Raw genomic sequence first — 25838 nt, forward strand, 5'->3', positions numbered from 1 at the left:
CTTCACGTAAATAGCTAAAAAATAATCAATTATTGATACAATCTGAAAGTTATTATCTTATTTTCAGACGGCCTCATGATATGTTAGGTATGACCATATGAGTAAGAACAGTAGGGAAACGATTAGAAAAGATGATTTGCAATTGGTAAATGATTTGAATGCAGCCTTGCAAAAAGAAAAGCATCATGGACAGTTTTGGGTCATCATGCTGTTATTTGCCTTTCTGGTTGTATTCGTCATTTGGGCTTATAACAGTCCATTAGAAGAGGTAACTCGGGGACAGGGAAGTATTATTCCAAGTAGTCGTGAACAAGTGATTCAAAGCCTCGATCCTGGAACAATTGCAGAAATGCGGGTACAGGAAGGTGATATCGTAGAAAAAGACGAGGTTTTGCTAAAGCTGGATGATACGCGCAGTTCTGCTATTTTAAGGGAAAGTGAAGCCAAAGTTGCCAATCTGGAAGCGATGTTGGCACGATTAAAAGCAGAATCTTATGGTACAGCCATTGTTTTTCCTGCGGGAATCAGCAAAGATTTACAACAACGCGAACGAGCTGCTTATGAAGCACGCCGCCGTGCAATGACTGATGCAGTTGCCGGACTGGGACAGAGTAAGGCTGCATTGGATCAAGAAATTCGAATCACTGCTCCCATGGTTAAACATGGAGTGGTCTCTGAAGTTGAATTATTAAGGATGCAGCGTGAATCAAGTGATTTGGCTCAACAAATTAGCCAACGTAAAAATGATTATGCAGCTAAAGCCAATGAGGAGTTGGTAAGGGTTGAATCAGAACTTGCCCAAGCAAAAGAAAATATGGCAATGCGTGCAGATCCGGTAGAACGATCAGAAGTTAAAGCACCAATGCGCGGAATTGTGAAAGATATCAAGATTAATACGGTTGGAGGTGTAGTCACTGCAGGGCAGGAAATTATGACTATTGTCCCCTTGGATGATAAGTTGTTAGTTGAGGCTTATATTAACCCTAGGGATGTCGCTTTTATTAGGCCGGGGTTGCCGGCAGTGGTCAAAATTAGTGCATATGATTATGCAATTTATGGCGGTTTAGATGGCAAGGTGACATTGATTAGTCCGGATACTTTAAGCAATCAAAATCGTGCAACGGATCAGCTGAAATTAGATCAAAATCAAGTATATTATCGTATGTTAGTACAAACTGAAGGTAATACATTACGTGATAAGAATGGTAAGGAGCTACCGATTATTCCCGGTATGGTGGCAACAGTGGATGTGAAAACAGGTGAAAAAACAGTCTTTCAATATCTGATCAAGCCGATTACGAGATTAAAACAGGCTTTGCGTGAACGATAAAACTGAATCTATTTTAGAAATGATTTTAAGATAGCTAAGAACAATTAGAAAAATTCAGTTATCTTACAAAAGAAGGGAGTTTTCCTGGTTGGGTTAGGAGTACTCCTTTTTTGTTAAATATTTTCTAGTTAGACTTATAGTATCTGCCAAGAACCTGATTTAATACGATGAAAGAGTTAATTGGCCCGCAGAGTACTTCTGAAGATTGGTAGGCAAACTTTGACAATCGTGGAGGTAACTTTGATAAGGTTGCTAGCTTACAGTTTGAATAAAAAACCGATAGAGATGATTTTTCTCTATCGGTTTTTTATTTTATACAGTTCTATATTAAGCCAATTTTCCGTGGCATTGTTTATATCTCAAGCCACTGCCACAGGGACAGGGGTCATTACGATGAACAATTAAGCCGCGTGCAGTTAATGCCTCTGGGGTATAGTTTTCATCATCATTTGGATCGAAGGCTTCAGATACCAGTTCACTCTGAGATTGTGACAGGATTTCTTCCATATTCGGTGCATCAGCCTGGAAGGCATGAGTATTAAGATTATCCAAATTCTCAGGCTCACTTTCTTCCACAACATTTTCGTTCATCTGTATTTGTACCGAAATCAGCAGAGAGGCAATTTGATGCTTGATATTGCTCCATAAGTTTTGGAACATTTCAAATGCTTCGCGCTTGTATTCCTGTTTGGGATTCTTTTGGGCATAGCCGCGCAAGTGGATACCTTGGCGCAGGTAATCCATAGCGGAGAGATGTTCGCGCCATTGTGTATCGATCACTTGCAGCATTACGTTGCGTTCGAATCCCTGCATGTTTATATCGCCCACCAATTCGGTTTTTTCAGCATATTCCTGTTCTACTTGCGCCAATAAACGTTCTTTAATGTCTTGGTTATCAAGAGTGTTGTCTTCTTTCAGCCAACCTTGAATATCGACATTTAAACGGAAGTCACCGGCTAATTGCGCCTCCAGTGCGGGCAAGTCCCATTGTTCTTCCATGCTGTCTGCTGGCATGTAGTTGTCTACTAAGGCATAGATGGTTTCACGCCGGAATTCTTTCGCCAGATTGCTGATATTTGGGTTAGAGAGAATGTCGTTGCGTTGGAAATAGATTACTTTGCGCTGGTCATTGGCAACATCATCATATTCCAACACTTGTTTGCGCATATCGAAGTTTCGGCCTTCTACTTTTCGTTGTGCGCCTTCGATTTGGCGGGTCAACATGCCAGCCTCAATAGCTACACCGCGTTCCGGCGCCAAACGATTGAGGATGGCGGCAGCACGATCTAGGGCGAACAGGCGCAACAGAGGATCTTCGAATGAAAGGTAGAAACGGCTGGAACCAGGGTCTCCCTGACGACCGGCACGTCCGCGCAGCTGGTTATCAATACGGCGGCTTTCGTGACGCTCTGTACCTATGATATGCAGACCGCCTGCCTCCATGACTTTGTCGTGCTCTTCCTGCCAGCCGTTTTCCAGTTCGGCGATACGTGCTGCTTTTTCTTCCTCGCTCAGGTTTTCATCGGCACGGATGGCATCTGCCTGATGTTTGACGTTACCTCCAAGTACGATGTCGGTACCGCGTCCGGCCATATTGGTGGCAACGGTAATCGCGCCGACTTTACCGGCTTGGGCCACAATGAGGGCTTCGCGTTGGTGCTCTTTTGCGTTCAAGACATTGTGGGGGATGCCTTGCTGATTCAGCAAATGGGAAACCAATTCTGAATTTTCGATGCTGGTCGTACCCACTAAAACCGGTTGGCCGCGTTTGTAGCATTCTGCAATATCTTTAACCACAGCCTCGTATTTTTCTTCGGCCGAGCGGAAAATCTGATCGTTGAAATCTTTACGTTGTATCGGGCGGTTGGTCGGGATGATAACGGTTTCGAGGTTGTAGATGCTTTGGAATTCAAATGCTTCCGTATCGGCCGTGCCGGTCATGCCGGACAGTTTTTTATAGAGGCGGAAATAGTTTTGGAAGGTGATTGAAGCCAATGTTTGGTTTTCACGTTTGATTTCAACGCCTTCTTTTGCTTCTACTGCCTGATGGAGACCGTCAGACCAACGGCGGCCGGACATCAGCCTGCCGGTAAACTCATCGACAATTACGATTTCGCCGTCTTGAATCACATAATGCTGATCTTTATGGAAGAGGGTGTGAGCCCGCAGTGAGGCCATCAAATGGTGCATCAGGGAAATATTGCTGACGGAATAAAGCGAATCGCCTTCTTGCAGCAGACCCATTTTAGTCAGAATTTCTTCTGCATGTTCGTGTCCGGCTTCGCTTAAGATGACATTGTGGTTTTTTTCGTCCACCCAATAATCGCCTTCGCCTTCTTCGCTTTCTTGACGGAACAATTGGGGCGGCACTTGATTCATTATTTGGTAAAGTTGGACGTTGTCATCTGCCTGGCCGGAAATAATCAAAGGCGTACGGGCTTCGTCAATCAAAATGGAGTCCACTTCGTCCACTACGGCAAAGTTCAACTCCCGCTGCACTTTGTCGTATTGGTCGGCAACCATATTGTCGCGCAGGTAATCGAAGCCGAATTCATTGTTTGTGCCGTAGGTAATATCGGCAGCATACGCATTCTGACGGTGGAAAGGCTCAAGATCGCTGATAATCACGCCTACTTGCAGGCCGAGGAAGTTATACAACGGCTCCATCGTGGCCGCATCACGTTGGGCAAGGTAGTCGTTGACGGTAACGACGTGTACGCCGTCGCCGGACAGGGCATTGAGGTATACGGGCAGGGTGGCAACCAGCGTTTTTCCCTCACCGGTACGCATTTCTGCGATTTTGCCATAGTGCAGCACCATGCCGCCGATCAGCTGGACATCGAAGTGGCGCATACCCAAAACGCGTTTGGATGCTTCGCGGCAGACGGCAAACGCTTCCGGCAGAATGCTGTCCAAATCGGCTCCGTCGGCGATGCGCTGTTTGAATTCGGCTGTTTTGGCCTGTAGCGCGGCATCGTCCAAAGCCTGCATTTCGGCTTCCAACGCATTGATTTTCTCTACTGTTTTTCGATATTGTTTCAACAGCCGGTCATTGCGGCTGCCGAATACTTTTTTAGCTAATTGAGTGAGCATATTGATTCCTGAACCTAATAGGGGCTTTTTGCAAGCGATAACGGCGTATTCTAACACAGGCCGTCTGAAAGCAATAAGTGCGGCAGGAATCATATTTTTCAGACGGCCTTTTTATAACCAACTCGTCTTTGCTTACAAACAAGCATTCTTTCCTTTTTTCAGACGGCCTGATTACAGTGGCGGCATCCCGAACAAGCAAAATTCCAAGGAATGCCATGAGTACCACAGCCGACCCGCGCGCCAAACTTCCCGATACTCCGCTTGCCGACAACGAAAGGCTCAAAGGCCAAAGCCGCCATCTGCGCGGCACGATTGCCGAAGACCTGAACGATGGCCTGACAGGCGGCTTCAACGGCGACAACTTCCAACTTATCCGCTTTCACGGCATGTACGAACAGGACAACCGCGACATTCGCGCCGAACGCAACGAGCAAAAATTGGAAGGCCTAAAAAACGTCATGATACGCTGCCGTCTGCCCGGCGGCGTGATTACGCCCAAGCAGTGGCTGGGCATAGACGAGTTTGCCGGTAGCCACACCCTCTACAACTCCATCCGCCTGACCAACCGCCAAACCTTCCAATACCACGGCGTGCTCAAACCCGACATCAAAGCCGTGCACCAATGGTTGAACAAGCTGGGATTGGACACCATTGCCACGGCGGGCGACGTAAACCGCAACGTCTTATGCACCAGCAACCCGATTGAAAGCGGGCTGCACAAAGAAGCGCACGAATGGGCGAAGAAAATCAGCGAGCACCTGCTGCCGAAAACCCGCGCCTATGCCGAAATCTGGCTGGACGGCGAAAAAGTCGAATCCACCGAAAACACCGGCAACGCCCCGCTGCCCGAAGCTGTGAAAAGCGGCGACGCGGCCGAACCCGTTTTGGGCGGAAACTACCTGCCGCGCAAATTCAAAACCACGGTTGTCATCCCGCCGCACAACGACGTCGATTTGCACGCCAACGATTTGAACTTTGTCGCCATCGAAGAAAACGGCAGGCTGGCCGGATTCAACGTGCTGGTCGGTGGCGGCTTGTCCATCGAACACGGCAACCACAAAACCTACCCCAACACCGCCCGTGAATTCGGCTTTATCGGTTTGGACAAAGTATTGGATTGCGCCGCCGCCGTGGTTTCCGTACAGCGCGACTGGGGCAACCGCAGCGACCGCAAAAACGCCAAAACCCGCTACACCATCGAGCGCGTCGGCCTGGATGTGTTTGTCGAAGAAGTGGAAAACCGCATGGGGGCGAAGTTCCGGCCGATACGTCCTTATGAATTCACTACGCGCGGCGACCGCATCGGCTGGGTGCAGGGCGAAGATAAAAAATGGCATCTGACGCTGTTTGTTGAAAACGGCCGCATCACCGATACGCCGAACCGCCCGCTGAAAACGGGTATGCGCGAAATCGCCAAAATCCACAAGGGCGATTTCCGCCTGACCGCCAACCAAAACCTGATTGTGGCCGGCGTTTCCGTCCGCGACAAGGCCAAAATCGAAGCCCTTGCCCGCGAATACGGGCTGATTAGCGACGGCGTTACCCGCCAGCGCGAAAACAGCATGGCCTGCGTCGCGCTGCCGACCTGCCCGCTGGCCATGGCCGAAGCCGAACGCTTCCTACCGGCGTTTATCGATCATGTGGACGGCCTGATGGCGAAACATGGTCTGTCGGAAGAACACATTGTGTTGCGTGTAAACGGCTGCCCGAACGGCTGCGGCCGCACCATGCTGTCGGAAGTCGGGCTGGTGGGCAAGGCGGTTGGCCGCTACAACCTGTATGCGGGCGGCAACCGCGAAGGTACGCGCATTCCGCGTTTGTTTAAGGAAAATATTACCGAGCCGGAAATCCTGCAGATTTTGGACGATTGGATAGGCGCGTGGGCGAAAGGCCGTCTGAAAGATGAGGGTTTCGGCGATTTTGCCGTGCGCACCGGCATGGTGAAACCCGTGTTGGATGCGCCGCGCGATTTTTGGTCGGCATAAACCGGGTTGAAACTGCCTGAATAAAAAGAGGCCGTCTGAAAGCTGCAAATGCTTTCAGACGGCCTCTTGGTGTTGCGCCTTATTGGCGGTAATGTTTCAGGAAACGTTCCAGTTTGCCGATGGCTTCTTCGATTTGGTGGCTGTAGGCCAGCGTGACGATGCGGAAGTGGTCGGGTTTGACCCAGTTGAAGCCCGTGCCGTGCACCAGCAATACTTTTTCCTGCACCAAAAGGTCGTAGACGAATTTCATGTCGTCATGGATGTTGTACATTTCGGTGTTGATTTTCGGGAACATATACATCGCGCCCATCGGTTTGACGCAGGAAATACCGGGGATTTGGGAGATCAGTTCGTAGGCTTTGTTGCGCTGTTCGAGCAGGCGGCCGCCGGGCAGGATCAGCTCGTTAATGCTTTGATAACCGCCTAAGGCCGTCTGAATCGCATGCTGCATCGGCGTGGTGGCGCACAGGCGCATGGAGGCGAGCATGTCGAGGCCTTCGATATAGCCTTGCGCGTGGTGTTTCGGGCCGTTGAGCACCATCCAGCCTTGGCGGAATCCGGCCACGCGGTAGGCTTTGGAGAGGCCGTTGAAGGTGATGGTCAGCAGGTCGGAGGCGAGGGCGGCGATGTGGTGGTGTACCGCGCCGTCGTAGAGGATTTTGTCGTAGATTTCGTCGGCGAAGATAATCAGGCCGTGTTTGCGCGCCAACTCGGCGATTTCGAGCAGGATTTCTTTGCTGTACACCGCGCCGGTGGGGTTGTTGGGGTTGATGACGACGATGGCTTTGGTTTTGGGCGTGATTTTGGCTTCCATGTCGGCAAGGTCGGGGAACCAGCCGTTTTCCTCGTCGCACAGATAATGGCGTACCGTGCCGCCCGCCAAGGTAGCGGCAGCCGTCCACAGCGGATAGTCGGGCGCGGGAATCAGGATTTCGTCGCCGTCGTTCAAAAGTGCCTGCATGGACATGGTAATCAGCTCGGATACGCCGTTGCCGATGTAAACATCGTTTACCGTGATGTCGCGCAGGCCTTTGGTTTGGTAGTAGTGGACGATGGCCTTGCGGGCGGAATACAGCCCTTTGGAGTCGCAGTAGCCTTGCGAGGTCGGCAGGTTGCGGATAACGTCCACCAAGATTTCGTCGGGTGCTTCGAAGCCGAACGGGGCGGGGTTGCCGATGTTGAGTTTGAGGATTTTGTGGCCTTCTTCTTCAAGTTGAAGGGCTTTTTTGTGTACGGGGCCGCGGATGTCGTAACAGACATGGTCGAGTTTGGCGGATTTGCTGAATTTATCCATTGTTGTGTTCCGTGAAGATTTGCGGGCAAAGCGTGAATGTACTCTGTTTGACGGCGGAATTCAAAGGGATTTTGCAACCGGGCGGCCAAACGGAAGGCCGTCTGAAAAACGGTTGTGCGGTTTTCAGACGGCCTGTTGCCTTGAGGTTGAGGGGCGGGCTTATTTTGCCAGGCGTTCGGCAAATTCATCCGCCGCCTGCACCAGCGCGGCCGACAGGGCGGGTTCGAAGGAGGAGTGTCCGCCCTGGATAATCCGCAAATCGGCCTGCGGCAGTGCCTGCTTCAAATCCCATGCGCTGCGGGTGGGGGTGCAGAGGTCGTAGCGGCCTTGTACGATGACGGTGGGGATATGGCGGATTTTGTGGGCGTTGGCCAAGATGGCTTTGTCGCCCTGCAGCCAGCCTTGGTGGACGAAATAATGGTTCTCCAGCCGCGCGATGGCCAAGGAAGCCTGTGCGTCTTCGTCCACAGGCTTGGGTTCGAACTGAATCAGCCAGCTTTCCCAGTCTGCCCAGGCTTTGGCGGCCGGCAGGTGGACGGCGGGATCGGGCGATTGGAGCAGTTCGTAATAGGCTTGCACCAGCGCGCCGTGTTTTTCCGGCGGTATGGCGGCCAGATAGCGTTGCCATTGTTCGGGGTAAACCATGCTTACGCCGCCGGCTTCGCTCAACCAGTCGATTTCGATTTGGCGGCAGAGGAAGATGCCGCGCAGAATCAACCCGCGCACGCGTTCGGGATGGGTTTCGGCGTAGGTCAGCGAGAGGGTGCTGCCCCAAGAGCCGCCGAATACCAGCCAGCTTTCGATGCCCAGCATTTCGCGTACTTTTTCAATGTCGGCCACCAAATCCCAAGTCGTGTTTTCGCGGGTTTCGGCGTAGGGCAGGGAACGGCCGCAGCCGCGCTGGTCGATGATGACGATGCGGTATTTTTCGGGGTTGAAAAATCCGCGGCAGGCAGGCGATGCGCCCGCGCCGGGGCCGCCGTGCAGGAAGATGACGGGGATGCCGTCGGGGTTGCCGCTTTCTTCCCAGTAGATTTGATGGATGGCGGATACCTGCAGCAGGCCGCTGCGGACGGGTTCTCGAATCGGATGCATGGTTTTCTCCTTGTGGTTGGGAGGCCGTCTGAAAGGTGGTTTTCAGATGGCCTGCGGTTAATCCAGGCGGATTTCGACGTTGTCGATCAGGCGGGTCGCGCCCAGTCGGGCGGCAGCCAGTACGACCAGGTGTTTGTCGCCGGCGTGGGCGGTTTCCAGCGTGTCGGCGCGGCGGACTTCCACATAGTCTACAGTCCAGCCGTTTTCTTCCAAACGGCGGCGGGCGGCGTTTTCCAGTTCGGCGTAGGCGAGGTTGCCGTTTTTGACCGCTTCGGCGATGGCCTGCAGTTCGCGGTAGAGGCGCGGGGCTTCGGCGCGTTCGGCTTCGCTCAGGTATTGGTTGCGGCTGGAAAGCGCGAGGCCGTCTGAAGCGCGGCCGGTATCGACGGGGACGATTTCTATGTTGAAGTTCAGGTCTTCCGTCAGGCCTTGGATGACGGCAAGCTGCTGGTAGTCTTTTTTGCCGAAGCAGGCGTAATCGGGTTGGACGATGTTGAAGAGTTTGGAAACTACGGTGGCCACGCCGCGGAAATGACCGGGGCGGAATTTGCCGCACAGTTCGTTTTGCAGGTGCGGCGGTTCGACGTTGTAGCGTTGTTCGACGTTCGGATACAGTTCTTTTTCGTCGGGCGCGAAGACGACGGCCACGCCTTCGCCGGCCAGTTTGTCCGCGTCCTGTTGCAGGGTGCGCGGGTAGCGGTCGAAGTCTTCGCCCTGGCCGAATTGGAGGCGGTTGACGAATATGCTGACGACGACGTTGTCGGCGCGTTTTTTCGCTTCGCGCACCAGGGCGAGGTGGCCTTCGTGCAGGTTGCCCATGGTGGGGACGAAGGCAACCGTTCCGGCGGTTTTGCGCCATTCGCGCAGGGCTTGGACGGTGTGGATAATTTGCATGTTTTTGTTCCTTTTTGGGTTTTTAGACGGCCTTTGCCGTTTTGACCGGCGGCGGCTCCGTATACGGGCGGATTATACGCCTGTGGACGGCGGTTTTTGGAAGAAGTGTGGCGGAGGCCGTCTGAAAAGCGGGGAAAGGTTTTCAGACGGCCTGTTATAATGCCGCCTTTCAATTTGCATCCGTATTGGCGAATTTATGGATTTTCCTAAAGCCTTTGCCGTTTTGGGGCCGACCGCCGGCGGCAAAACCGGGCTGGCATTGCGTTTGGCGCAGCGTTTCCCGCTGGAAATCATCAGCCTGGACTCGGCTTTGGTTTACCGCGGGATGGACATCGGGACGGCCAAGCCGACGGCCGAAGAGCTGGCTTCCGTGCCGCATCATTTAATCGACATCATTTCGCCGCTGCAGTCTTACAGCGCGGCGGAGTTTGCCGCCGACTGCCTGCGCTTGTGCGGCGAAATCAGTGCGCGCGGGCGTATGCCGCTGATTGTCGGCGGTACGATGATGTATTTCCACGCGCTGGTAAACGGTTTGAACGATTTGCCGCAGGCCGATGCCGGCGTGCGGGCGCAGTTGCAGGCGCAGAAGGCGGAGCAGGGGCTTGAGGGGTTGTACCGCCGTTTGTGCGAGGTGGATGCGGCCACCGCCGCACGGTTGAAGCCGGGCGACAGTCAGCGCATCGAACGGGCGTTGGAGGTTTTCCTGCTGACCGGGCGGCCGTTGAGCGACCATTTGGCGGTGCAGACGGCCTACCGTGTGCCGCTGCGGCTGCATACGCTGGTTTTGTTTCCGCAGCGGCGAGAATTGCTGCACGAGGCGATTGCGCGGCGTTTCCGGTTGATGTTGGAGCAAGGGTTTCTCGAAGAGGTCGGCCGTCTGAAAGCGGAGTATCCGTCATTGACGGCGGAACACAATTCGATGCGCTGCGTGGGTTACCGTCAGGCGTGGGATTATTTGGACGGTGCCTGCGCTTACGATGCTTTTGTCGATGCGGGTATCGCCGCCACCCGCCAGTTGGCGAAGCGGCAGCTGACTTGGCTGCGTAAGACGGAAGCGGATACGCTGCTCGACCCGTATGACGGCACGGATGTTTTTCAGACGGCCTCTGCGGCGTTGGAAAGGCATTTTTCGTGAAGGCCGTCTGAAAGGCGGCCTGCCGTTTGCGCCTGTTCCGTGTGATGGCTGTGAATTGAAATAAGGAGCCTCCGACTATTGTTTGGCCGCCACTCTGTGCAGGCAGGTATGACGGTATGGAGGGTCCTTATTTGAATTTACTATATGACGATTGGGGTTACGATGAACGGAAATATGCTTCCCGCCGCGCCGCTGAAACGCCGGTTTGCGGCTTTGTGCTACGAATTATTGCTGATTGGCGCGGTCAGTTGCGCGGCCTTTATCCCTGCCGGGATTCTGGCTTTGTTCCTCAATCAATCCGCACCGCAGTTGAGCAGCCTGCTGGTAACGATGGTGATTCTGTATGCCTGGTGGCTGTATTTCAAAATAAACTGGCATAAGAAGGGGCAGACGCTGGCGATGCAGGTGTGGCGTATCGGTTTGTGCGACCGGACAGGTGTCCGGCCGCCGTTGAACCTGCTGAGGCTGCGCTTTATTTGGGCCTGCGTGTTTTTGGTTTTTGTGCCGATGCTGGCTTATGCCGCGCTGAACCGCGGGATGGGCGTGCCGCCGAAAACGGCGGGCGGTGCGGCTTTGATTTGGTGGATTCTGCCGTGGGGTTTCGCGCTTTTAAACACCGACCGTCAGTTTTTATACGATTATCTGGCGGGTACGCGGCTGGTGGATGTGAAAAAACAGGATAAGGCCGTCTGAAAAGGTGCGGACGATGAAAACGGTCGGCGAAATAAAAAAGTATGCGGAAAGCCTGCCGATGTTGGATGGGCGGGCGTTGGCCGGAGGGCTTGTCCGCTTGAAAAACGGCGGCGTGCCTTTTTTAGGCTGCGTGTGTTTCGTGCAGTATAACCGGAAAGTGGGCCTGCTTGAGGCGCGGAATATCCTGTTGGCGGCGGATGTGTATTCCGAACGGGAAAAATCGGATATCGAAGCGATGTTGCAGGCGATGCTTGCCGAAGTGAACGAAAAAGCTTAGTGCGTTATGATGAGGCCGTCTGAAAGCCGTTTTTCAGACGGCCTGTTATTTAAGAGGAGGCCAAATATGGCTGCCACACCGTCCAGATGGTTGCCGCTGCTGTTGGCGGTTTGTATTTTTATGCAGATGCTGGATGCGACGGTATTGAATACCGCGCTGCCGCAGATGGCGGCGGATTTGCAGCAATCGCCGCTGAATATGCAGTCGGCGGTGATTTCCTATGCGCTGACGCTGGCGTTGTTTATGCCGATGAGCGGTTATCTGACCGACCGCTACGGCACGAAGAAGGTGTTTTCCGTTTCGATGGCGTTGTTCGTGCTGGGTTCGCTGATGTGCGCGGCGGCACCGAATCTGCCGCTGTTGGTGTTCGCCAGGGTGGTGCAGGGGATGGGCGGGGCGATGATGGTGCCTGTGCCGAGGCTGATTATCCTGCGCGCTTACGATAAGGCCGAGTTGATCAACCGGATGAATTTCGTCGTGATGCCTGCGCTGCTGGGGCCGATAGCCGGTCCGCTGGTGGGCGGCTATTTGGTGGAATATGCGAGTTGGCATTGGGTGTTTTTGATCAATGTGCCCATCGGTTTGGCGGGCATTGTTGGGGCGACGAAAATCATGCCCAACTTTTCCGCGCCCGAGGGTAGTGTGCCGCATTTCGATTTGACCGGTTTTTTGCTTTTCGGTGCGGCGGCGGTGGGGTTGAGCCTGTCGGTGGAGCTGCTGATGCATCCGGGGGCGCGTTTGTTTTCCGCTTTGTGCGGTATGGGCGGTTTGGCGGCTTTGTGGTGCTATTGGCGGCATGCGCGGCACGACGGCGACCTCGCGCTGTATCCGCCGCGCCTGCGTTTGGTGCGGACGTTCCGCTTGGGGATTTTGGGCAACCTGATCAGCCGTTTGGGCATGGGGGCGATGCCGTTTTTGATGCCCTTGCTGCTCCAGGTGGCCTTTATGCGCAGTGCGAGTGTGTCGGGACAGATGCTCGCGCCCGTGGCGTTGGCTGCTTTGCTGACCAAGCCGTTTGTGAAACCGTTGATTGCCCGTTTCGGCTACCGCAGGGTGCTGATTTGGAATACCCGCATTATCGGTTTGCTGATTATGTCTATGGCTTTGCCGGATGCGTCTACGCCGGTTTGGCTGATTGTGCCGGTTCTGTTTGTGCTCGGTATGTGCAATTCGCTGCAATATTCGTCGATGAATACGCTGACCCTGGCCGATTTGCGGCCGCAGATGGAAGGCAGCGGCAACAGCCTGATGGCAGTAAACCAACAGTTGGCCATCAGTTTCGGCATTGCGCTGGGCGCGCTGCTGCTTAACTTTTTCGGCAGCGGCAATCCGCGGACGGGCAATGTGCATCAGGCTTTCCAATATACGTTTTTGGTTATAGGTACGATTACTTTTTGTGCAAGCTGGGTTTTCGTTTATCTGCATCCGAAGGACGGGTCGAATTTGGTGTAGGGCGGTATGAGCCTCAGGCCGTCTGAAAATTATGTTAGTATGCGGCAGATTTGAATTTCAGGAGGAAATGATGAACCGATTGTGCGCATTGCTGACCGGCCTGTGGCTGGGTATGCAGGTAATGGCGGGCTATGTGGCCGCACCGGTTTTGTTTGAACGGCTAGGCAAGCAGGAAGCGGGGAACATCGCCGGCGTGCTGTTTTCAATCAACAATTATTTCGGCCTGCTGGCCTGGGCCATGGCTTGGCTGGTGGTGCGGAGTGACCGCAACCGTTCGTTTTCCAACAATGGCAAGGTGGCGCCGAAATTCATTATCCTCCTCCTGCTGCTGACTGCGGCCAACCAATTCCTGATAAACCCGGTTATTGCGGCGCACAAGGCGGGTACGGAAAACTGGCTGCTTTCGTTGTTGGGCGGTTCTTTCGGTATGTGGCACGGCATTTCCAACGTCATTTATCTGGTATGCAGTTTCTTGGGCTTAGGTTTGCTGTTGCGTTATTTGAAGTTTGAGAAAAATTAGCCGTCTGAGGAAGTATTTTTATCAGCCAAGAAGCGGCAAGCCTGCGCCCCTTATTGTACGGATGGAAGCGGGCTGCCAAATTTATTGTCCGTTATTCATAATATTCCAGAAACTCAGTAAAAGGCCGTCTGAAAAACCGGTTTGAACAAACAGTTTTTCAGATTTTTTATTTTCTTTGTGAACATAGAAAATGGGCCTGCCTTCAATCCAATCCGATATTTTCTACTCTTCCGGCTGCGCTAAAATCACGTTTTCGCATCATCATCGGATTTCAAAATATGCCGTTTACCCTTGCCCACCCGGTTGCCGTTTTGCCGTTTTCACGCTGCCGTTATTGCCATTTCCCTGCATTGGTCATTGGAAGCCTTTCTCCTGATTTCGTCTATTTCCTGCATGGACGTGCCGTATCCGGCGGACATGGTTTGGCCGATATGCTGTGGCCGAACCTGCCGTTGTGTTTCGCGGTTTATTGGCTTTATCTTGCCTTATGGCGGGACGCTTTATCTGATTTTTTACCCAATTGCCTTAATGCTGCCCCTTATAGGCCGTCTGAAAATGTAGATTTTAATAAACTCAAATCGGCGGCCTTCATACCGAGTGCCTTATTCGGCATGGCTACCCATCTTTTCCTTGATGCGTTTACCCACCCCACCGGCTGGTTTGTACAGCATTTCCCCGTACTGCAACAAACCGTATTGTTTCTGCCAATCTTTAAATGGCTGCAATACGGCGGCGGTGTAATAGGTCTAACCACCTGCCTGTACTTTGTATTCCACACCGCCCGCCACCGGCCATACCGCTCTCGTCAAACCATTGGACAAAAATACCGGTTTTGGATTCTCTGCGCTATGCTGTCGCTCCTTGGTTTTTCCATCTGGCAAATCATTGCTCCCGTGCCGTTGGATCATGCTGCCACACAAATAATCCGCTTGATTGATTGTGCAGTGATTTCATTTTCGATATTGTGTCTGAGGCATATTGCCCGAAAGGCAAATGGCTGAAAAAGCGGTTTTATGGCAATCGTTAAGTGTGTTGTTTTTATATCTATTTATTATTGAAGGTATTTTCATGATGATATAGAATCATTTCTATTTTATTGATTTGGCAAGCAATGAATTCTGACTATATTGCCCATACTCTCAAAGCAGACTGACAACCGTAGTCTGTCTTTGCAAAGACAGATGGTAGAAAACAGAAATAGCCCAGCTGTGAAAATACCCAAGGGGATTTAGATGACGACTTACTACGCCCATTCCGCGCAAGACAAATTCGGCAATCTCTTGCCTTACGAACATTGGCAAACCTTGCAAAGCCATTCGGTCAATGTTGGGGAAATGGCGGCGGAGTTTGCGCGGGTATTTGGTGCACAGGAAATTGCCTGCCAGACGGGACAGCTTCATGACTTAGGGAAATATTCAGAAGCCTTTGACCGTCGATTACACGGCAGTTCCTCAGTCGATCATGCTACCGCCGGCGCCAAAATTGCTGTCGAGCGTTGGGGAAATGTTATCGGCAAGCTGATGGCGTTTTGCATTGCGGGGCATCATGCCGGATTGGCAAATGGAAACGGTGAAGGCGATAACCGCCGCACATTAAAACAGCGTTTGGCGTTGCAATTTGGCGCAGATATTCCTGCCCTCGATAACCTGTGGCAACAAGAAATCAAACTCCCTCAAAACCTGTCCGTACCACCACTCAAAGCCGACGCGCATCATCCTTTTTTCTCCTACGCCTTCTTCACCCGAATGCTCTATTCCTGCTTGGTGGATGCTGATTATCTTGACACCGAAGCTTTTTATTCAAACCTAGAAAACAAAGCCGTCGAGCGCGACGGTTATCCCGATCTAAACGCCTTACAACATAATTTCAATCAATTTATCAACGCTTTCAGACGACGTATCGCCCAAGCTCCAGCGCAAACCGAAGCCGAAAAACGTAATGCCGCCTTAAACCGCCTGCGTAGCGAAATTCTCGATTACGCCGTAGAACAAGCGGCACAACCGCAAGGGCTGTTCACGCTCACCGTGCCGACAGGCGGCGGAAAAACTTTCACTTCCATGGCATTTGCGCTGGAACACGCCAAACGACATGACATGCGGCGCGTGATTTACGTCATCCCGTTCACCAGCATCATCGAACAAAATGCCGCCGAATTTCGCAAAGCCTTTGGCGAATTAGGCGAACAAGCCGTGTTGGAACACCACAGCACCTTCGACGACGGCAAACTGCAAAATGAGGCCACCAAAGACAAATTGCGCCTTGCCTCGGAAAACTGGGATGCGCCGATTGTCGTGACCACCGCCGTGCAATTCTTCGAATCCCTCTTTGCCGACCGCTCCTCGCGCTGTCGCAAGCTGCACAACATCGCAGGCTCCGTCATCATCCTCGACGAAGCGCAAATGCTGCCGCTCAATCTTTTGCTGCCCATCATGCAAGCCATCAAAGAATTGGCGCAAAACTACCGCTGCAGCATCGTCATGTGCACCGCCACCCAGCCGGCCGTGCAAGCCGAAAACGGCTTCTATCGCGGCTTTGAAAACGTGCGCGAAATCGCCCCAAAACCGACCGCACTTTTCGACAAACTGCGCCGCACCACCGTGCAATACATCGGCACACAAACCGACGTCGACCTGCTCACCAAACTTGCCGAACACCCGAAAATGCTCGTCATCGTCAATAACCGCCGCCATGCCCGCAGCCTGTATGACAAAGCCAAACACCTTGACGGAATGTTCCACCTGACCACCTTAATGTGCGCCAAACACCGCAGCCAAAAACTCGATGAAATCCGAGGTCGTCTGAAAAACGGCGAACCCTGCCGCGTTATCGCCACCTCCTTAATCGAAGCCGGCGTTGATGTCGATTTTCCGCTAGTGATGCGCGCCGAAGCAGGTTTAGACAGCATTGCCCAAGCCGCCGGGCGCTGCAACCGCGAAGGTAAAAGGCCGTCTGAAAACAGCTTTGTCTGGATACTCGCACCCGAAGAACAATGGAAAGCCCCACCCGAACTTGCCGCCCAAGCTGCCGTTATGCGCCTGACCGCCGACAGCTTTTCAGACGACCTCATTCCACAGATTTTCGATTTTTCAATCCTTCAAGCCATTTATAGGGCTTGTTCGTTAAATTTTGCGCGTTTTAAATTTGGAGAATTGACGTGAATTTTGACTATATTGCCCACGTCCGCAAATCGGACGGGCAACCTCAATCTTTGCAAACGCATCTGACGGAAACTGCCGAGATCGCCAAATTATTGGCATCCAAGCTGGATTTGGATCAGGCGGGCGAGTTACTCGGACTCATGCACGATTTTGGTAAATATTCCCGCAAATTCCAAAAATATATCCACGATGAAACCGGTTTGTTTAATCCTGATTTGGATGATGAAGAAAGTACGCCGAACGGCAGTAAAGTGGATCATTCCACCGCCGGAGCGCAATGGGTTTACCGCGAATTGAGAAAATTTGGTGCAGAGCAGGGCATCGGCGAATTGTTCGGACAAATGCTGGGTTTGTGCATTGCATCACACCACGGCGAAGGCTTGATTGACTGTTTGGATGGAGAAGGTAATCCGAAATGGATTGAGCGGTTTAATAAAACTGATGAACTGACACATTTGACGGAATGCGAACGAAATGCCGATGAAGTCGTTCAGCAAAAAGCGAAAGAACTGGCCGGTGAAAACCTAATTCGCAGCCTGCTGAATGCGGTGAAGCCGATTCTTTCCAATCAAACAATCAATAATAAAATCAAAGAATTTTATCTCGGCTGCCTAACCCGTTTTCTGTTTAGCTGCCTGATTGATGCCGACCGCATCAACAGCTCGGATTTTGAACGGGAAGCGCAAAAAGAAGTCCGCCGCTTGACCGAAAAACCAGATTGGCAATCGGCAATCGATAAATTGGAAACGCATCTGGCGAGCTTTGAAAACCGTTATCCCATTGACGAAATCCGCCGTCGAATTTCAGACGACTGCTTAAAAAGAGCATCCGATTCTCAAGGCTTTTATACGCTCACAGTGCCGACCGGTGGCGGCAAAACATTGGCCAGTCTGCGCTACGCTCTACATCATGCGCAAAAACACCATCTCGACCGCATTATCTACATCATTCCCTATACTTCCATCATCGATCAAAACGCCCAAGCCGTGCGTGAAATTCTCGGTGAAGATTGGGTGCTCGAACACCATTCCAATTTAGAACCTGAAAAACAAAGCTGGCAGGACAAACTGCTGTCCGAAAACTGGGACAAGCCCATTGTGTTTACCACGATGGTGCAGTTTTTGGATGCATGGTTCGGCGGCGGTACGCGCGGCGCACGCCATATCCACCCGATGACAAATAGCGTCTTGATTTTTGACGAAATTCAAACCCTGCCTGTGAAATGCGTACATTTGTTTTGCAACGTATTGAACTGGCTGACGACGTTCGGCAAAAGCACGGCGGTTTTGTGTACGGCGACGCAGCCTTTACTCGGCGAATCGGGCTTGCAGAATTTTCCTGAAGGAAAAAGAGAAAGTATCTCTGCACGTGGTTTATTAAGGCTGTCAGAAAATGCCGAAATCATGGGCAAGCATCAGGATTTGGACAAATTATTTGCTGATTTATCACGCGTGGAAATCCGATTCAACGAAAAAGCAGGCGATTGGAATGTGGAAGAAGCGGGCGCGTTTTTGCTGGAACAGTTTCAGATAACCCCAAGCTGCCTGTTTATTGTCAACACCAAAAAATGGGCGCAAGAGCTTTATCAATATTGCCAAAGGCAGAATGTGCCGCCCGAGGCCTTGTTTCATTTAAGTACCAACCAATGCGCGGCGCACCGCAAAGCGATTTTTGACACCATCAAAGCTCGTCTGGAAAACAAACAACCCGTTATCTGCATCAGCACCCAGTTGATTGAAGCCGGTGTGGATATTTCCATGGCTTGCGTGATTCGTGCCTTGGGCGGATTAGACAGCATTGCCCAAGCAGCAGGGCGCTGCAACCGGCACGGCGAGAAAGAAGGCAAAGGACAGGTTTGGGTGTTGAATTTGCAAGAACAGGATTTTACGCGGATATTGCCCGATATTCAGGCGGGCAAAACCCATGCCGAACGCGTGTTTCGCGATTTTGTTGGACAGGATATTTTACAGCCAGAAGCGATGAAACGTTATTTTGAATACTATTTTTACCAGCGCAGCGATGAAATGGCGTATTCTGTCAAAAACAGCGCAACGGGCTCCCTGCTGGATTGGCTGAGTGATAATACATTGAATCCTTATGGCGAAAAAAACAATAAAAGAAGCAAACCGTTACCATTGCTGATGCAATCCTTCAAAAGTGCAGGGCGTGCTTTTCAAGCCATAGACGCGCCGACACACGCCGTGATTGTGCCATATGGCGAAGGCGCGGAACTCATTGCCAAACTCTGCGGCGAATGGGATCCGAAAGAAATGTATGATGCAAAGAAAAAAGCCCAGCGTTACAGCGTAAACGTCTTCCCCAACGTTTGGGATAAATTGCAAAAAGAAAATGCCTTACACGAAACCATTGAAGATTCTGGCATTTATTATCTGAATGAACGCTATTACAACGATGAATTCGGCTTGTCTTTGGATGAAACAAGCGAAATGACTTTTTACGACTTATAGGAGCAATATGGACAGCAAAATCAGTTTCCGCGTATGGGGGCGGCAAGCCTTGTTTACCGACCCCGTTACCAAAATTGGCGGCGAAAAATTCAGCTACCAAGTGCCGACATACGAAGCCATTAAAGGCATCGTTAAAAGCATCTATTGGAAACCCACGTTGATTTGGCATATCGACCGCATTCGTGTGATGAGACCCATCCGGACCCAAAGCAAATCCACTAAACCTCTGGACTGGAACGGCGGCAACACTTTGGCGATTTACACCTTTTTGCAGGACGTGGAATACCAAGTGGAAGCCCATTTTGAATGGAATGAGCATTGGGAAGAATTGGCAGGCGACCGTAATTTCGGCAAACATATCGCCATTGCCAGAAGAATGTTGGAACGCGGCGGACGGCAGGATATTTTCCTTGGTACGCGCGATTGCCAAGGCTATGTTGAACCTTGTGAGTTTGGCAAAGGAAAAGGATTTTACGACGAAATAGATAATTTAGATTTCGGTCTGATGTTCCACAGCTTCGGCTATCCCGAAGAAACCGGAAAGCCTGAATTGGTAAGCCGCTTTTGGATGGCCAATATGAAAAACGGTGTGATTGAATTCCCCAGTGTAAACGAAAGTGCAGGCTGCCTGAAAACCCGATTTATCCGCAAAATGCAGCCTGAAAAACCGTTCAAGCGCGGCGAAAACGTCAAGCCTGTGGAAGATGAAGCCAAGGAGCTGGAATTATGAGTTGGATGCAGAAACTTTATCGGACGTATGAAAGCATTTTGGAACAGGGTGTTACTGATGATGCCGAGCCGCTGACGCCGGTCGGGCATACCATCCAAAACGCGCATATCGTTATCGTGATTAACGGTCAGGGCAATTTTCAGACGGCATGCGTGATGCCGCCGAAAACGGCGATTTTGCTGCCTGCCACCGAGTCGTCTGAAAACCGCACCAGCGGCGAAGCCCCGCATCCGCTTGCTGACAAAATCCAATATGTCGCCAAGGATTACGTCGATTACGGCGGAGAAAAGAAAGCCTATTTTGACGGCTACCTGAAACAACTCAAAGCATGGTGCGAATCGCCTTTTGCCCATCCTAAAGTGCAGGCTGTGTTGCACTATGTTGCCAAAGGGCGAGTGGTTGCCGATTTGGTGGAAGCAGGCATATTTCCGCTTGATTCGGACGGCAAAGTGTTGAACAAATGGGAAACAGAAGGCGATGCGCCGCCGATTTTCTCCGTGCTGCCTAAAACCAAGGGCGAAATCGAATTCGGCTCGGCATTGGTGTGCTGGCAGGTGGAAATTGCAGGCGACGTACACAGCCAAACTTGGACGGACAAAACCATACAGCAATCTTGGGCGGATTACGCCGCTTCAGGAAAAGCCGAAAAAGGTTTTTGCTTGGTGCAGGGCGAAGAAACTGTCATTTCCACCATGCATCCCGCCAAGCTGCGCCACACGGGCGATAAAGCCAAACTGATTTCTTCCAACGATACGGCGGGTTACACCTTTCGCGGGCGTTTTGCCACCGCCGAAGAAGCCGCCAGCGTATCGGCAGACGTATCCGCCAAGGCACACAGCGCGCTGCGCTGGCTGATTTCCCGCCAAGGCATCCGAAACGGCGACCAAGTTACCGTCGCCTGGGCAATCAGCGGCAAACCCGTTCCGTCGCCGATGAAAGACATTTCCGCCGAACTGGATTGGGCGGATATGGGCAACTGGGACATCAGTGCGGTCGAAAATCCCGATGAAATTGCCGCCCAAAGGCTACCTGAAAATTCGGAAACACCCCCCGATTGGTCAGTAAATATCGGGCGTGCTGCTGCACAAATTATCAAAAAGAAACTGCATGGCTATCAGGCGGAATTGAAAGCCCACGAACAAATCTCCCTGATTATGCTCGATTCTGCAACGCCGGGGCGCATGGCATTAACTTATTACCAAGAATTTTTGCCTGCTGATTATTTTGCCAATTTGGACGCATGGATTGACGATTTTTCTTGGTATCAGCGTTACAGCATTGAAGTCCCAAATGGCAAAAAAACCGACAAGCGCACCCAATGGCGTTTCGTCCCGCCGTCGCCTTACAGCATTGCCGAAGCCGTGTACGGCAAATCCCTGTCCGACACGCTCAAAAAACAACTTTATGCCCGCCTTCTGCCCGTTATCGCAGGCGGAACATCCGTGCCGATTCCTGAAGATTTGGTGCGTCAAAGTTTTCAGGCAGCCTGCAATCCTAATGGCTGCGAAAACTGGGAATGGCAAAGAAACATCGGCGTCGCCTGCGCCCTATACAAAGGCTGGCGCGCTCGTCATCACGATTTATCACAACGGAGAACTTACCCTATGAGCTTGGATACCCAAAACCGCTCGCGCGACTACTTATACGGCAGGCTGCTTGCCGTCGCTGAAAACACCGAATCCTACGCCCTGTATCTGGCCGGCGAGAAACGCGCGACCACCGCCGAACGCTATATGCAGCGTTTTGCCGAACATCCGTTTGCCACATGGCGCAATATCGAGCTGGCGTTGAAACCCTATCAAGAACGCCTGCGCAACAACGGTAAAGATACTGGCGCACAGGCAATCGGCGAGATTATGGAATTATTTGCCACCGATGATTTCACCTGCGACGACAAATTAAGCGGCGAATTTCTCTTGGGCTACCACTGCCAAAAAATGGAAATTGCCCGCCGCATTGCCGAGCTTTCCGCCAACAAATCCAAAACCCACGAATAACCCATTTAAAGGAAAACTAAAATGAGCTTAACCAAAAAAATCGACTTTGCCTTAATCCTGAAAGTAACCAACGCCAACCCTAACGGCGACCCCTTGAACGGCAACCGCCCGCGTGCCGATTTCCAAGGCTTTGGCGAAATGACTGATGTGTGCCTGAAACGCAAAATCCGCGACCGCCTGCAAGACAGCGGCGAGAGCATCTTCGTACAATCGGACGAAAAGAAAACCGACGGCATGACCAGCCTGGCCAACCGCGCCAAAGACAAAGATGTCGGCTTGGGTGCGGATGCCTTTAACGCCAAAAAAGCCAACAAAGACGATACCGCCAAAAAGGCCTGTGAAAAATGGCTGGATGTACGCAGTTTCGGGCAGGTCTTCGCATTCAGCGGCGACGGCAGCAGCGGCATTTCCATTGCTGTGCGTGGGCCCGTTACCATTCAATCCGCATTCAGCGTTGAGCCGATTAACATCACCAGTACCCAAATCACCAAAAGCGTCAGCGGCGAAGGCGACGGTACGAAAAAATCTTCCGACACCATGGGCATGAAGCACCGCGTCGATCAGGGCGTGTACGTTGCCTTCGGCGCGATGTCACCGCAGCTTGCCGAGCGCACCGGCTTTTCAGACGACGATGCCGAAAAAATCAAAGCCGTACTCACCAAACTCTTTGAGGGTGACGCATCTTCCGCCCGCCCCGAAGGCAGTATGCAGGTGCTGAAACTCATCTGGTGGGAACACAACAGCAAAGCAGGGCAATATTCTTCCGCCAAAGTGCATGGCAGCCTGAAAGTGAATGCCGATGGCGGCTATGAACTGGAAAAACTTGATGGTTTAACTCCGCAGGAAATCGACGGCTTCTAAAAACATTCAAAAAAATGACCGCACTTTCAACTGAGAGCCAAGGGGAAAATCAGGACATGCGCCTGATTCCCCTTTCCGCCCTGCAACACTACGCCTTTTGCCCGCGTCAATGCGCGTTGATACATAACGAGCAGGCGTGGGCGGAGAACTATTTGACCGCGCAGGGCAAGGCGCTGCACGAGCGGGTGGATTCGGGCGAGCCCGAAATGCGCAAGGGCGTGCGCTTTGAGCGGACGGTGCATGTGTCGGCGGAGAAACTGGGTATCAGCGGCGTGTTGGATTTGGTGGAAGTGGACACGAAAACAGGCAGCCTGAAACCCGTGGAATATAAACGCGGTAAGCCCAAACCCGACCCAATGGACGAAATCCAACTTTGCGCCCAAGGTTTGTGCTTGGAAGAAATGACGGGGCAAACCGTCTCTGAGGGTGCGCTATGGTATATGCAAACCCGCCACCGCGTCCCCGTTGTGTTTTCAGGCGACCTGCGCGCCCAAACACTCGCCACCATCGCCGCCGTGCGCGACCTTCTAAACAGCGGCCAAACCCCGCTGCCCGCCTACGGCAAACGCTGCAAAGCCTGCTCGCTGGTGGAGATTTGCCAGCCGGAGTTGTTGGGGAAACGGGATCGGAGTGTGGGGTATATAAATAGATTATTCTTACAATAAACATTCAAGGAATTGACTTTCTGTTTGAAGTGGTCTATCATGGATTCCATGACATCTTGTTATGGGAGAAAAAATGGGCAGTCGGAACGATAAAGGCTGGAAAATTCATTTTGAAAAAAGAGCCGATGATGAATTTTTATTCCATGTTAAGGGAATTAGAAAAATTGTTAGTTTACTAATATTAACTGTATTTACTATTATCTATTTGATAGATGGATATTTCCGTTTCCATTCGTGAATATATTCATTTGTTTGTCTTTTGTCTTTAAAGGAGGTGTGTAAGAAGATCACTCTATAATTCCAGGTGCTTTATAGATGCCTGTGTGTTGAAACCTTGATTGTTTTTTGTTTAATTTGATTGAGTAGTACCGCCTTTTTTATGGCGGTACTTATTTAATTGATTTATCTGATATGCGTAGATACAAGATCTGATACTTGTGTCCAAAGATTTGTTGAGATTGATGTAATTTGAAATGATTGCTGTGGACTGGCAATGTCGGATTCGAGAATCCGACCTACCGTTTTTCAGGTGGATCAACCCTGTTAAATACCTAAAAAAGTGCGGTCAAAACCCAAGGAGTTTCCCATGCGCAAACTGCAAAACACGCTCTACATCACCACCCAAGGCAGCTATCTGCATAAGGAGCGGGAGACGCTGGTGGTGGAGCAGGAGCGTAAGAAGGTGGCGCAGTTGCCGGTGCATTCCATCGGGCATATTTTCTGTTTTGGGAATGTGTTGGTGTCGCCGTTTTTGTTGGGGTTTTGCGGCGAAAATAATGTGAATTTGGCGTTTTTTACCGAAAACGGACGTTTCTTGGGGCGGCTTCAGGGGCGGCAGAGCGGCAATGTCCTGCTGCGTCGGGCGCAGTATCGGGTGTCGGAGCAAAATCCCGTGCCGATTGCGCGCAATATCATTGCGGCGAAGATTCAGGCGGGTAAGCGGGTGCTTCAGCGGCAGATTCGCAATTACGGCGAGAATGCGGCGATTCAAAGTGCGGTCGATTCTTTGAACATTTCGCTGCGGCAGTTGAAGGGCGCGGATGGGCTGGACGTGGTGCGCGGCATTGAGGGCGATGCGGCGGCGCGTTATTTCGGCGTGTTCGGGCAGCTTTTGAGCGAGAAAAGCGGCTTTTCTTTTGACGGGCGAAACCGCCGTCCGCCCAGAGACGGTGTGAACGCGCTGTTGTCGTTTGTGTACAGTCTGTTGGGCAAGGACATCAGCGGCGCGCTGCAAGGCGTGGGGCTGGACCCGCAGGTGGGCTTTCTGCACGCCGACCGTCCGGGGCGCGACAGTTTGGCGCAGGATATTTTGGAAGAATTCCGCGCATGGTGGGCAGACAGGCTGGTGTTGTCGCTGATTAACCGAGGGCAAATAAAACCGCAGGATTTTGTTACCGAGGCAAGCGGCGCGGTGAACTTGAAAGCCGATGCGCGTAAGCTCTTGTTCCAAGCTTTGCAAGCAAAAAAGCAGGAGAAAATCGTGCATCCGTTTTTGGGCGAAGAAGTGGAAATCGGGCTGTTGCCGTATATTCAGGCCATGCTGTTGGCGCGGCATTTGCGCGGGGATTTGGCGGAATATCCGCCGTTTTTGATGAGATAGGTTTGCAGGTCGTCTGAAAACGGGTTGGACATTTTCAGACGACCTCTAAAGCAGCCTGCACATGGGAATACAAAATGCTGATGCTGATTACTTACGATATTTCGCTGGAAGACGCAGAAGGACAGGCAAGACTGCGGCGCGTGGCAAAGTTGTGTCTGGACTACGGCGTGCGCGTGCAGTATTCGGTGTTCGAATGCGACATCGCGCCCGACCAATGGGTTATTTTAAAAGACAAACTCTTGAAAACCTACAACCCCGAAACCGACAGCCTGCGCTTTTACCATCTGGGCAGCAAATGGCGGCGCAAAGTGGAACACCACGGCGCAAAACCAGCGGTCGATGTGTTTAAGGATACGTTGATTGTGTGAATCGCCAACCTGTGGTTCTCATGAAAATGCGACAGGGTTGGCGAACTGGAATTGTTCTTTAACAATCAGGATATTGTGAATGTGGGTGTAACAGACAAGGCTGTGTTATACTCGCGTTCACGCTTTTCTTAGGAGCTTAGCGAAATCGGGGCTGCGAAGCCTGATGGAGCAAGGCTTTTGAGAGAGGCTCAGCCGCCTTTAGGCGGCTGTGTGTTGAAACAAC

The 25838-nt window shown here is 51.8% G+C and carries 20 protein-coding genes; 16 read left to right on the plus strand and 4 right to left on the minus strand.

Annotation, left to right across the window (positions count from 1 at the left end; translation table 11 throughout):
- The first annotated feature begins 97 nt into the window (after positions 1 to 97).
- Entirely contained in the window at positions 98 to 1330 is a 1233-nt protein-coding gene (locus BM261_RS05205) for an HlyD family type I secretion periplasmic adaptor subunit (protein ID WP_074895877.1), read from the plus strand.
- 327 nt (positions 1331 to 1657) lie between these two features.
- On the opposite strand, the gene secA is transcribed toward BM261_RS05205, so the two are convergent.
- The gene (gene secA, locus BM261_RS05210) at positions 1658 to 4423 is read right to left on the minus strand and encodes a preprotein translocase subunit SecA (RefSeq protein ID WP_074895880.1); all 2766 of its coding nucleotides are present in this window, start codon (positions 4421 to 4423) and stop codon (positions 1658 to 1660) included.
- A gap of 215 nt (positions 4424 to 4638) precedes the next feature.
- Between secA and cysI the strand changes: the two genes are divergently transcribed.
- Positions 4639 to 6408 carry an assimilatory sulfite reductase (NADPH) hemoprotein subunit gene (cysI, locus tag BM261_RS05215; protein ID WP_074895883.1) on the plus strand — a complete coding sequence of 590 codons (1770 nt, stop codon included), beginning with the start codon at positions 4639 to 4641 and terminating at the stop codon, positions 6406 to 6408.
- A gap of 79 nt (positions 6409 to 6487) precedes the next feature.
- On the opposite strand, the gene BM261_RS05220 is transcribed toward cysI, so the two are convergent.
- From BM261_RS05220 to panC, 3 genes are all read right to left on the minus strand, one after another.
- Complete coding sequence (locus BM261_RS05220) at positions 6488 to 7702, minus strand: pyridoxal phosphate-dependent aminotransferase (RefSeq protein ID WP_074895886.1); 1215 nt, start codon at positions 7700 to 7702, stop codon at positions 6488 to 6490.
- A 159-nt stretch (positions 7703 to 7861) separates the two neighbouring features.
- The gene (gene pip, locus BM261_RS05225; RefSeq protein ID WP_074895888.1) at positions 7862 to 8797 is read right to left on the minus strand and encodes a prolyl aminopeptidase; all 936 of its coding nucleotides are present in this window, start codon (positions 8795 to 8797) and stop codon (positions 7862 to 7864) included.
- 57 nt (positions 8798 to 8854) lie between these two features.
- Positions 8855 to 9691, minus strand: a complete 837-nt coding sequence (gene panC / locus BM261_RS05230) for a pantoate--beta-alanine ligase (RefSeq protein ID WP_074895898.1) — start codon at positions 9689 to 9691, stop codon at positions 8855 to 8857.
- Positions 9692 to 9887: 196 nt separating this feature from the next.
- On the opposite strand from panC, the gene miaA reads away from it, so the two are divergent.
- From miaA to cas2, 14 genes are all read left to right on the plus strand, one after another.
- Positions 9888 to 10826 carry a tRNA (adenosine(37)-N6)-dimethylallyltransferase MiaA gene (gene miaA / locus BM261_RS05235; protein WP_074895901.1) on the plus strand — a complete coding sequence of 313 codons (939 nt, stop codon included), beginning with the start codon at positions 9888 to 9890 and terminating at the stop codon, positions 10824 to 10826.
- A 174-nt stretch (positions 10827 to 11000) separates the two neighbouring features.
- A complete protein-coding gene (locus tag BM261_RS05240; RefSeq protein WP_162817027.1) occupies positions 11001 to 11519 on the plus strand; it encodes an RDD family protein in 519 nt (172 codons plus the stop codon).
- A gap of 13 nt (positions 11520 to 11532) precedes the next feature.
- Positions 11533 to 11796 carry a hypothetical protein gene (locus BM261_RS05245; protein ID WP_074895908.1) on the plus strand — a complete coding sequence of 88 codons (264 nt, stop codon included), beginning with the start codon at positions 11533 to 11535 and terminating at the stop codon, positions 11794 to 11796.
- 66 nt (positions 11797 to 11862) lie between these two features.
- Entirely contained in the window at positions 11863 to 13248 is a 1386-nt protein-coding gene (locus BM261_RS05250) for an MFS transporter (protein ID WP_074895910.1), read from the plus strand.
- Between the two features lie 70 nt (positions 13249 to 13318).
- Complete coding sequence (locus tag BM261_RS05255) at positions 13319 to 13768, plus strand: DUF4149 domain-containing protein (RefSeq protein WP_074895912.1); 450 nt, start codon at positions 13319 to 13321, stop codon at positions 13766 to 13768.
- Positions 13769 to 14046: 278 nt separating this feature from the next.
- Entirely contained in the window at positions 14047 to 14769 is a 723-nt protein-coding gene (locus BM261_RS05260) for a DUF4184 family protein (protein ID WP_074895915.1), read from the plus strand.
- A 231-nt stretch (positions 14770 to 15000) separates the two neighbouring features.
- On the plus strand, positions 15001 to 16926 hold the full coding sequence (locus BM261_RS05265) for a CRISPR-associated helicase/endonuclease Cas3 (RefSeq protein ID WP_083426651.1): 1926 nt from the start codon (positions 15001 to 15003) through the stop codon (positions 16924 to 16926).
- Entirely contained in the window at positions 16923 to 19394 is a 2472-nt protein-coding gene (locus BM261_RS05270; protein ID WP_074895918.1) for a CRISPR-associated helicase/endonuclease Cas3, read from the plus strand. Before BM261_RS05265 ends, BM261_RS05270 begins: the two co-directional genes overlap by 4 nt.
- 7 nt (positions 19395 to 19401) lie before the next feature.
- Positions 19402 to 20124 carry a type I-C CRISPR-associated protein Cas5c gene (cas5c, locus tag BM261_RS05275; protein ID WP_074895920.1) on the plus strand — a complete coding sequence of 241 codons (723 nt, stop codon included), beginning with the start codon at positions 19402 to 19404 and terminating at the stop codon, positions 20122 to 20124.
- Positions 20121 to 22121: a type I-C CRISPR-associated protein Cas8c/Csd1 gene (cas8c, locus tag BM261_RS05280; RefSeq protein WP_074895922.1), complete on the plus strand. Its 2001-nt coding sequence runs from the start codon at positions 20121 to 20123 to the stop codon at positions 22119 to 22121. The genes cas5c and cas8c overlap by 4 nt, the downstream gene beginning before the upstream one ends.
- Before the next feature lie 21 nt (positions 22122 to 22142).
- Entirely contained in the window at positions 22143 to 22982 is an 840-nt protein-coding gene (gene cas7c / locus BM261_RS05285; protein WP_074895925.1) for a type I-C CRISPR-associated protein Cas7/Csd2, read from the plus strand.
- A 14-nt stretch (positions 22983 to 22996) separates the two neighbouring features.
- Positions 22997 to 23647 (plus strand): CRISPR-associated protein Cas4, encoded by a 651-nt coding sequence (cas4, locus tag BM261_RS05290; protein WP_074895928.1) that lies wholly within the window; start codon positions 22997 to 22999, stop codon positions 23645 to 23647.
- A gap of 586 nt (positions 23648 to 24233) precedes the next feature.
- Positions 24234 to 25247 carry a type I-C CRISPR-associated endonuclease Cas1c gene (cas1c, locus tag BM261_RS05295; protein ID WP_074895931.1) on the plus strand — a complete coding sequence of 338 codons (1014 nt, stop codon included), beginning with the start codon at positions 24234 to 24236 and terminating at the stop codon, positions 25245 to 25247.
- A gap of 74 nt (positions 25248 to 25321) precedes the next feature.
- Positions 25322 to 25615: a CRISPR-associated endonuclease Cas2 gene (gene cas2 / locus BM261_RS05300; RefSeq protein ID WP_070540902.1), complete on the plus strand. Its 294-nt coding sequence runs from the start codon at positions 25322 to 25324 to the stop codon at positions 25613 to 25615.
- Positions 25616 to 25838: the final 223 nt, after the last annotated feature.

This window comes from Neisseria elongata subsp. elongata (genome assembly GCF_900113545.1).
GTDB classification, from domain to species: domain Bacteria; phylum Pseudomonadota; class Gammaproteobacteria; order Burkholderiales; family Neisseriaceae; genus Neisseria; species Neisseria elongata.

Bases quoted from the DNA above. Each gene is read 5' to 3' on its own strand.
- BM261_RS05205 (WP_074895877.1), top strand. From the start codon at position 98: ATGAGTAAGAACAGTAGGGAAACGATTAGAAAAGATGATTTGCAATTG.
- secA (WP_074895880.1), bottom strand. From the start codon at position 4,423: ATGCTCACTCAATTAGCTAAAAAAGTATTCGGCAGCCGCAATGACCGG.
- cysI (WP_074895883.1), top strand. From the start codon at position 4,639: ATGAGTACCACAGCCGACCCGCGCGCCAAACTTCCCGATACTCCGCTT.
- BM261_RS05220 (WP_074895886.1), bottom strand. From the start codon at position 7,702: ATGGATAAATTCAGCAAATCCGCCAAACTCGACCATGTCTGTTACGAC.
- pip (WP_074895888.1), bottom strand. From the start codon at position 8,797: ATGCATCCGATTCGAGAACCCGTCCGCAGCGGCCTGCTGCAGGTATCC.
- panC (WP_074895898.1), bottom strand. From the start codon at position 9,691: ATGCAAATTATCCACACCGTCCAAGCCCTGCGCGAATGGCGCAAAACC.
- miaA (WP_074895901.1), top strand. From the start codon at position 9,888: ATGGATTTTCCTAAAGCCTTTGCCGTTTTGGGGCCGACCGCCGGCGGC.
- BM261_RS05240 (WP_162817027.1), top strand. From the start codon at position 11,001: ATGCTTCCCGCCGCGCCGCTGAAACGCCGGTTTGCGGCTTTGTGCTAC.
- BM261_RS05245 (WP_074895908.1), top strand. From the start codon at position 11,533: ATGAAAACGGTCGGCGAAATAAAAAAGTATGCGGAAAGCCTGCCGATG.
- BM261_RS05250 (WP_074895910.1), top strand. From the start codon at position 11,863: ATGGCTGCCACACCGTCCAGATGGTTGCCGCTGCTGTTGGCGGTTTGT.
- BM261_RS05255 (WP_074895912.1), top strand. From the start codon at position 13,319: ATGAACCGATTGTGCGCATTGCTGACCGGCCTGTGGCTGGGTATGCAG.
- BM261_RS05260 (WP_074895915.1), top strand. From the start codon at position 14,047: ATGCCGTTTACCCTTGCCCACCCGGTTGCCGTTTTGCCGTTTTCACGC.
- BM261_RS05265 (WP_083426651.1), top strand. From the start codon at position 15,001: ATGACGACTTACTACGCCCATTCCGCGCAAGACAAATTCGGCAATCTC.
- cas5c (WP_074895920.1), top strand. From the start codon at position 19,402: ATGGACAGCAAAATCAGTTTCCGCGTATGGGGGCGGCAAGCCTTGTTT.
- cas8c (WP_074895922.1), top strand. From the start codon at position 20,121: ATGAGTTGGATGCAGAAACTTTATCGGACGTATGAAAGCATTTTGGAA.
- cas7c (WP_074895925.1), top strand. From the start codon at position 22,143: ATGAGCTTAACCAAAAAAATCGACTTTGCCTTAATCCTGAAAGTAACC.
- cas4 (WP_074895928.1), top strand. From the start codon at position 22,997: ATGACCGCACTTTCAACTGAGAGCCAAGGGGAAAATCAGGACATGCGC.
- cas1c (WP_074895931.1), top strand. From the start codon at position 24,234: ATGCGCAAACTGCAAAACACGCTCTACATCACCACCCAAGGCAGCTAT.
- cas2 (WP_070540902.1), top strand. From the start codon at position 25,322: ATGCTGATGCTGATTACTTACGATATTTCGCTGGAAGACGCAGAAGGA.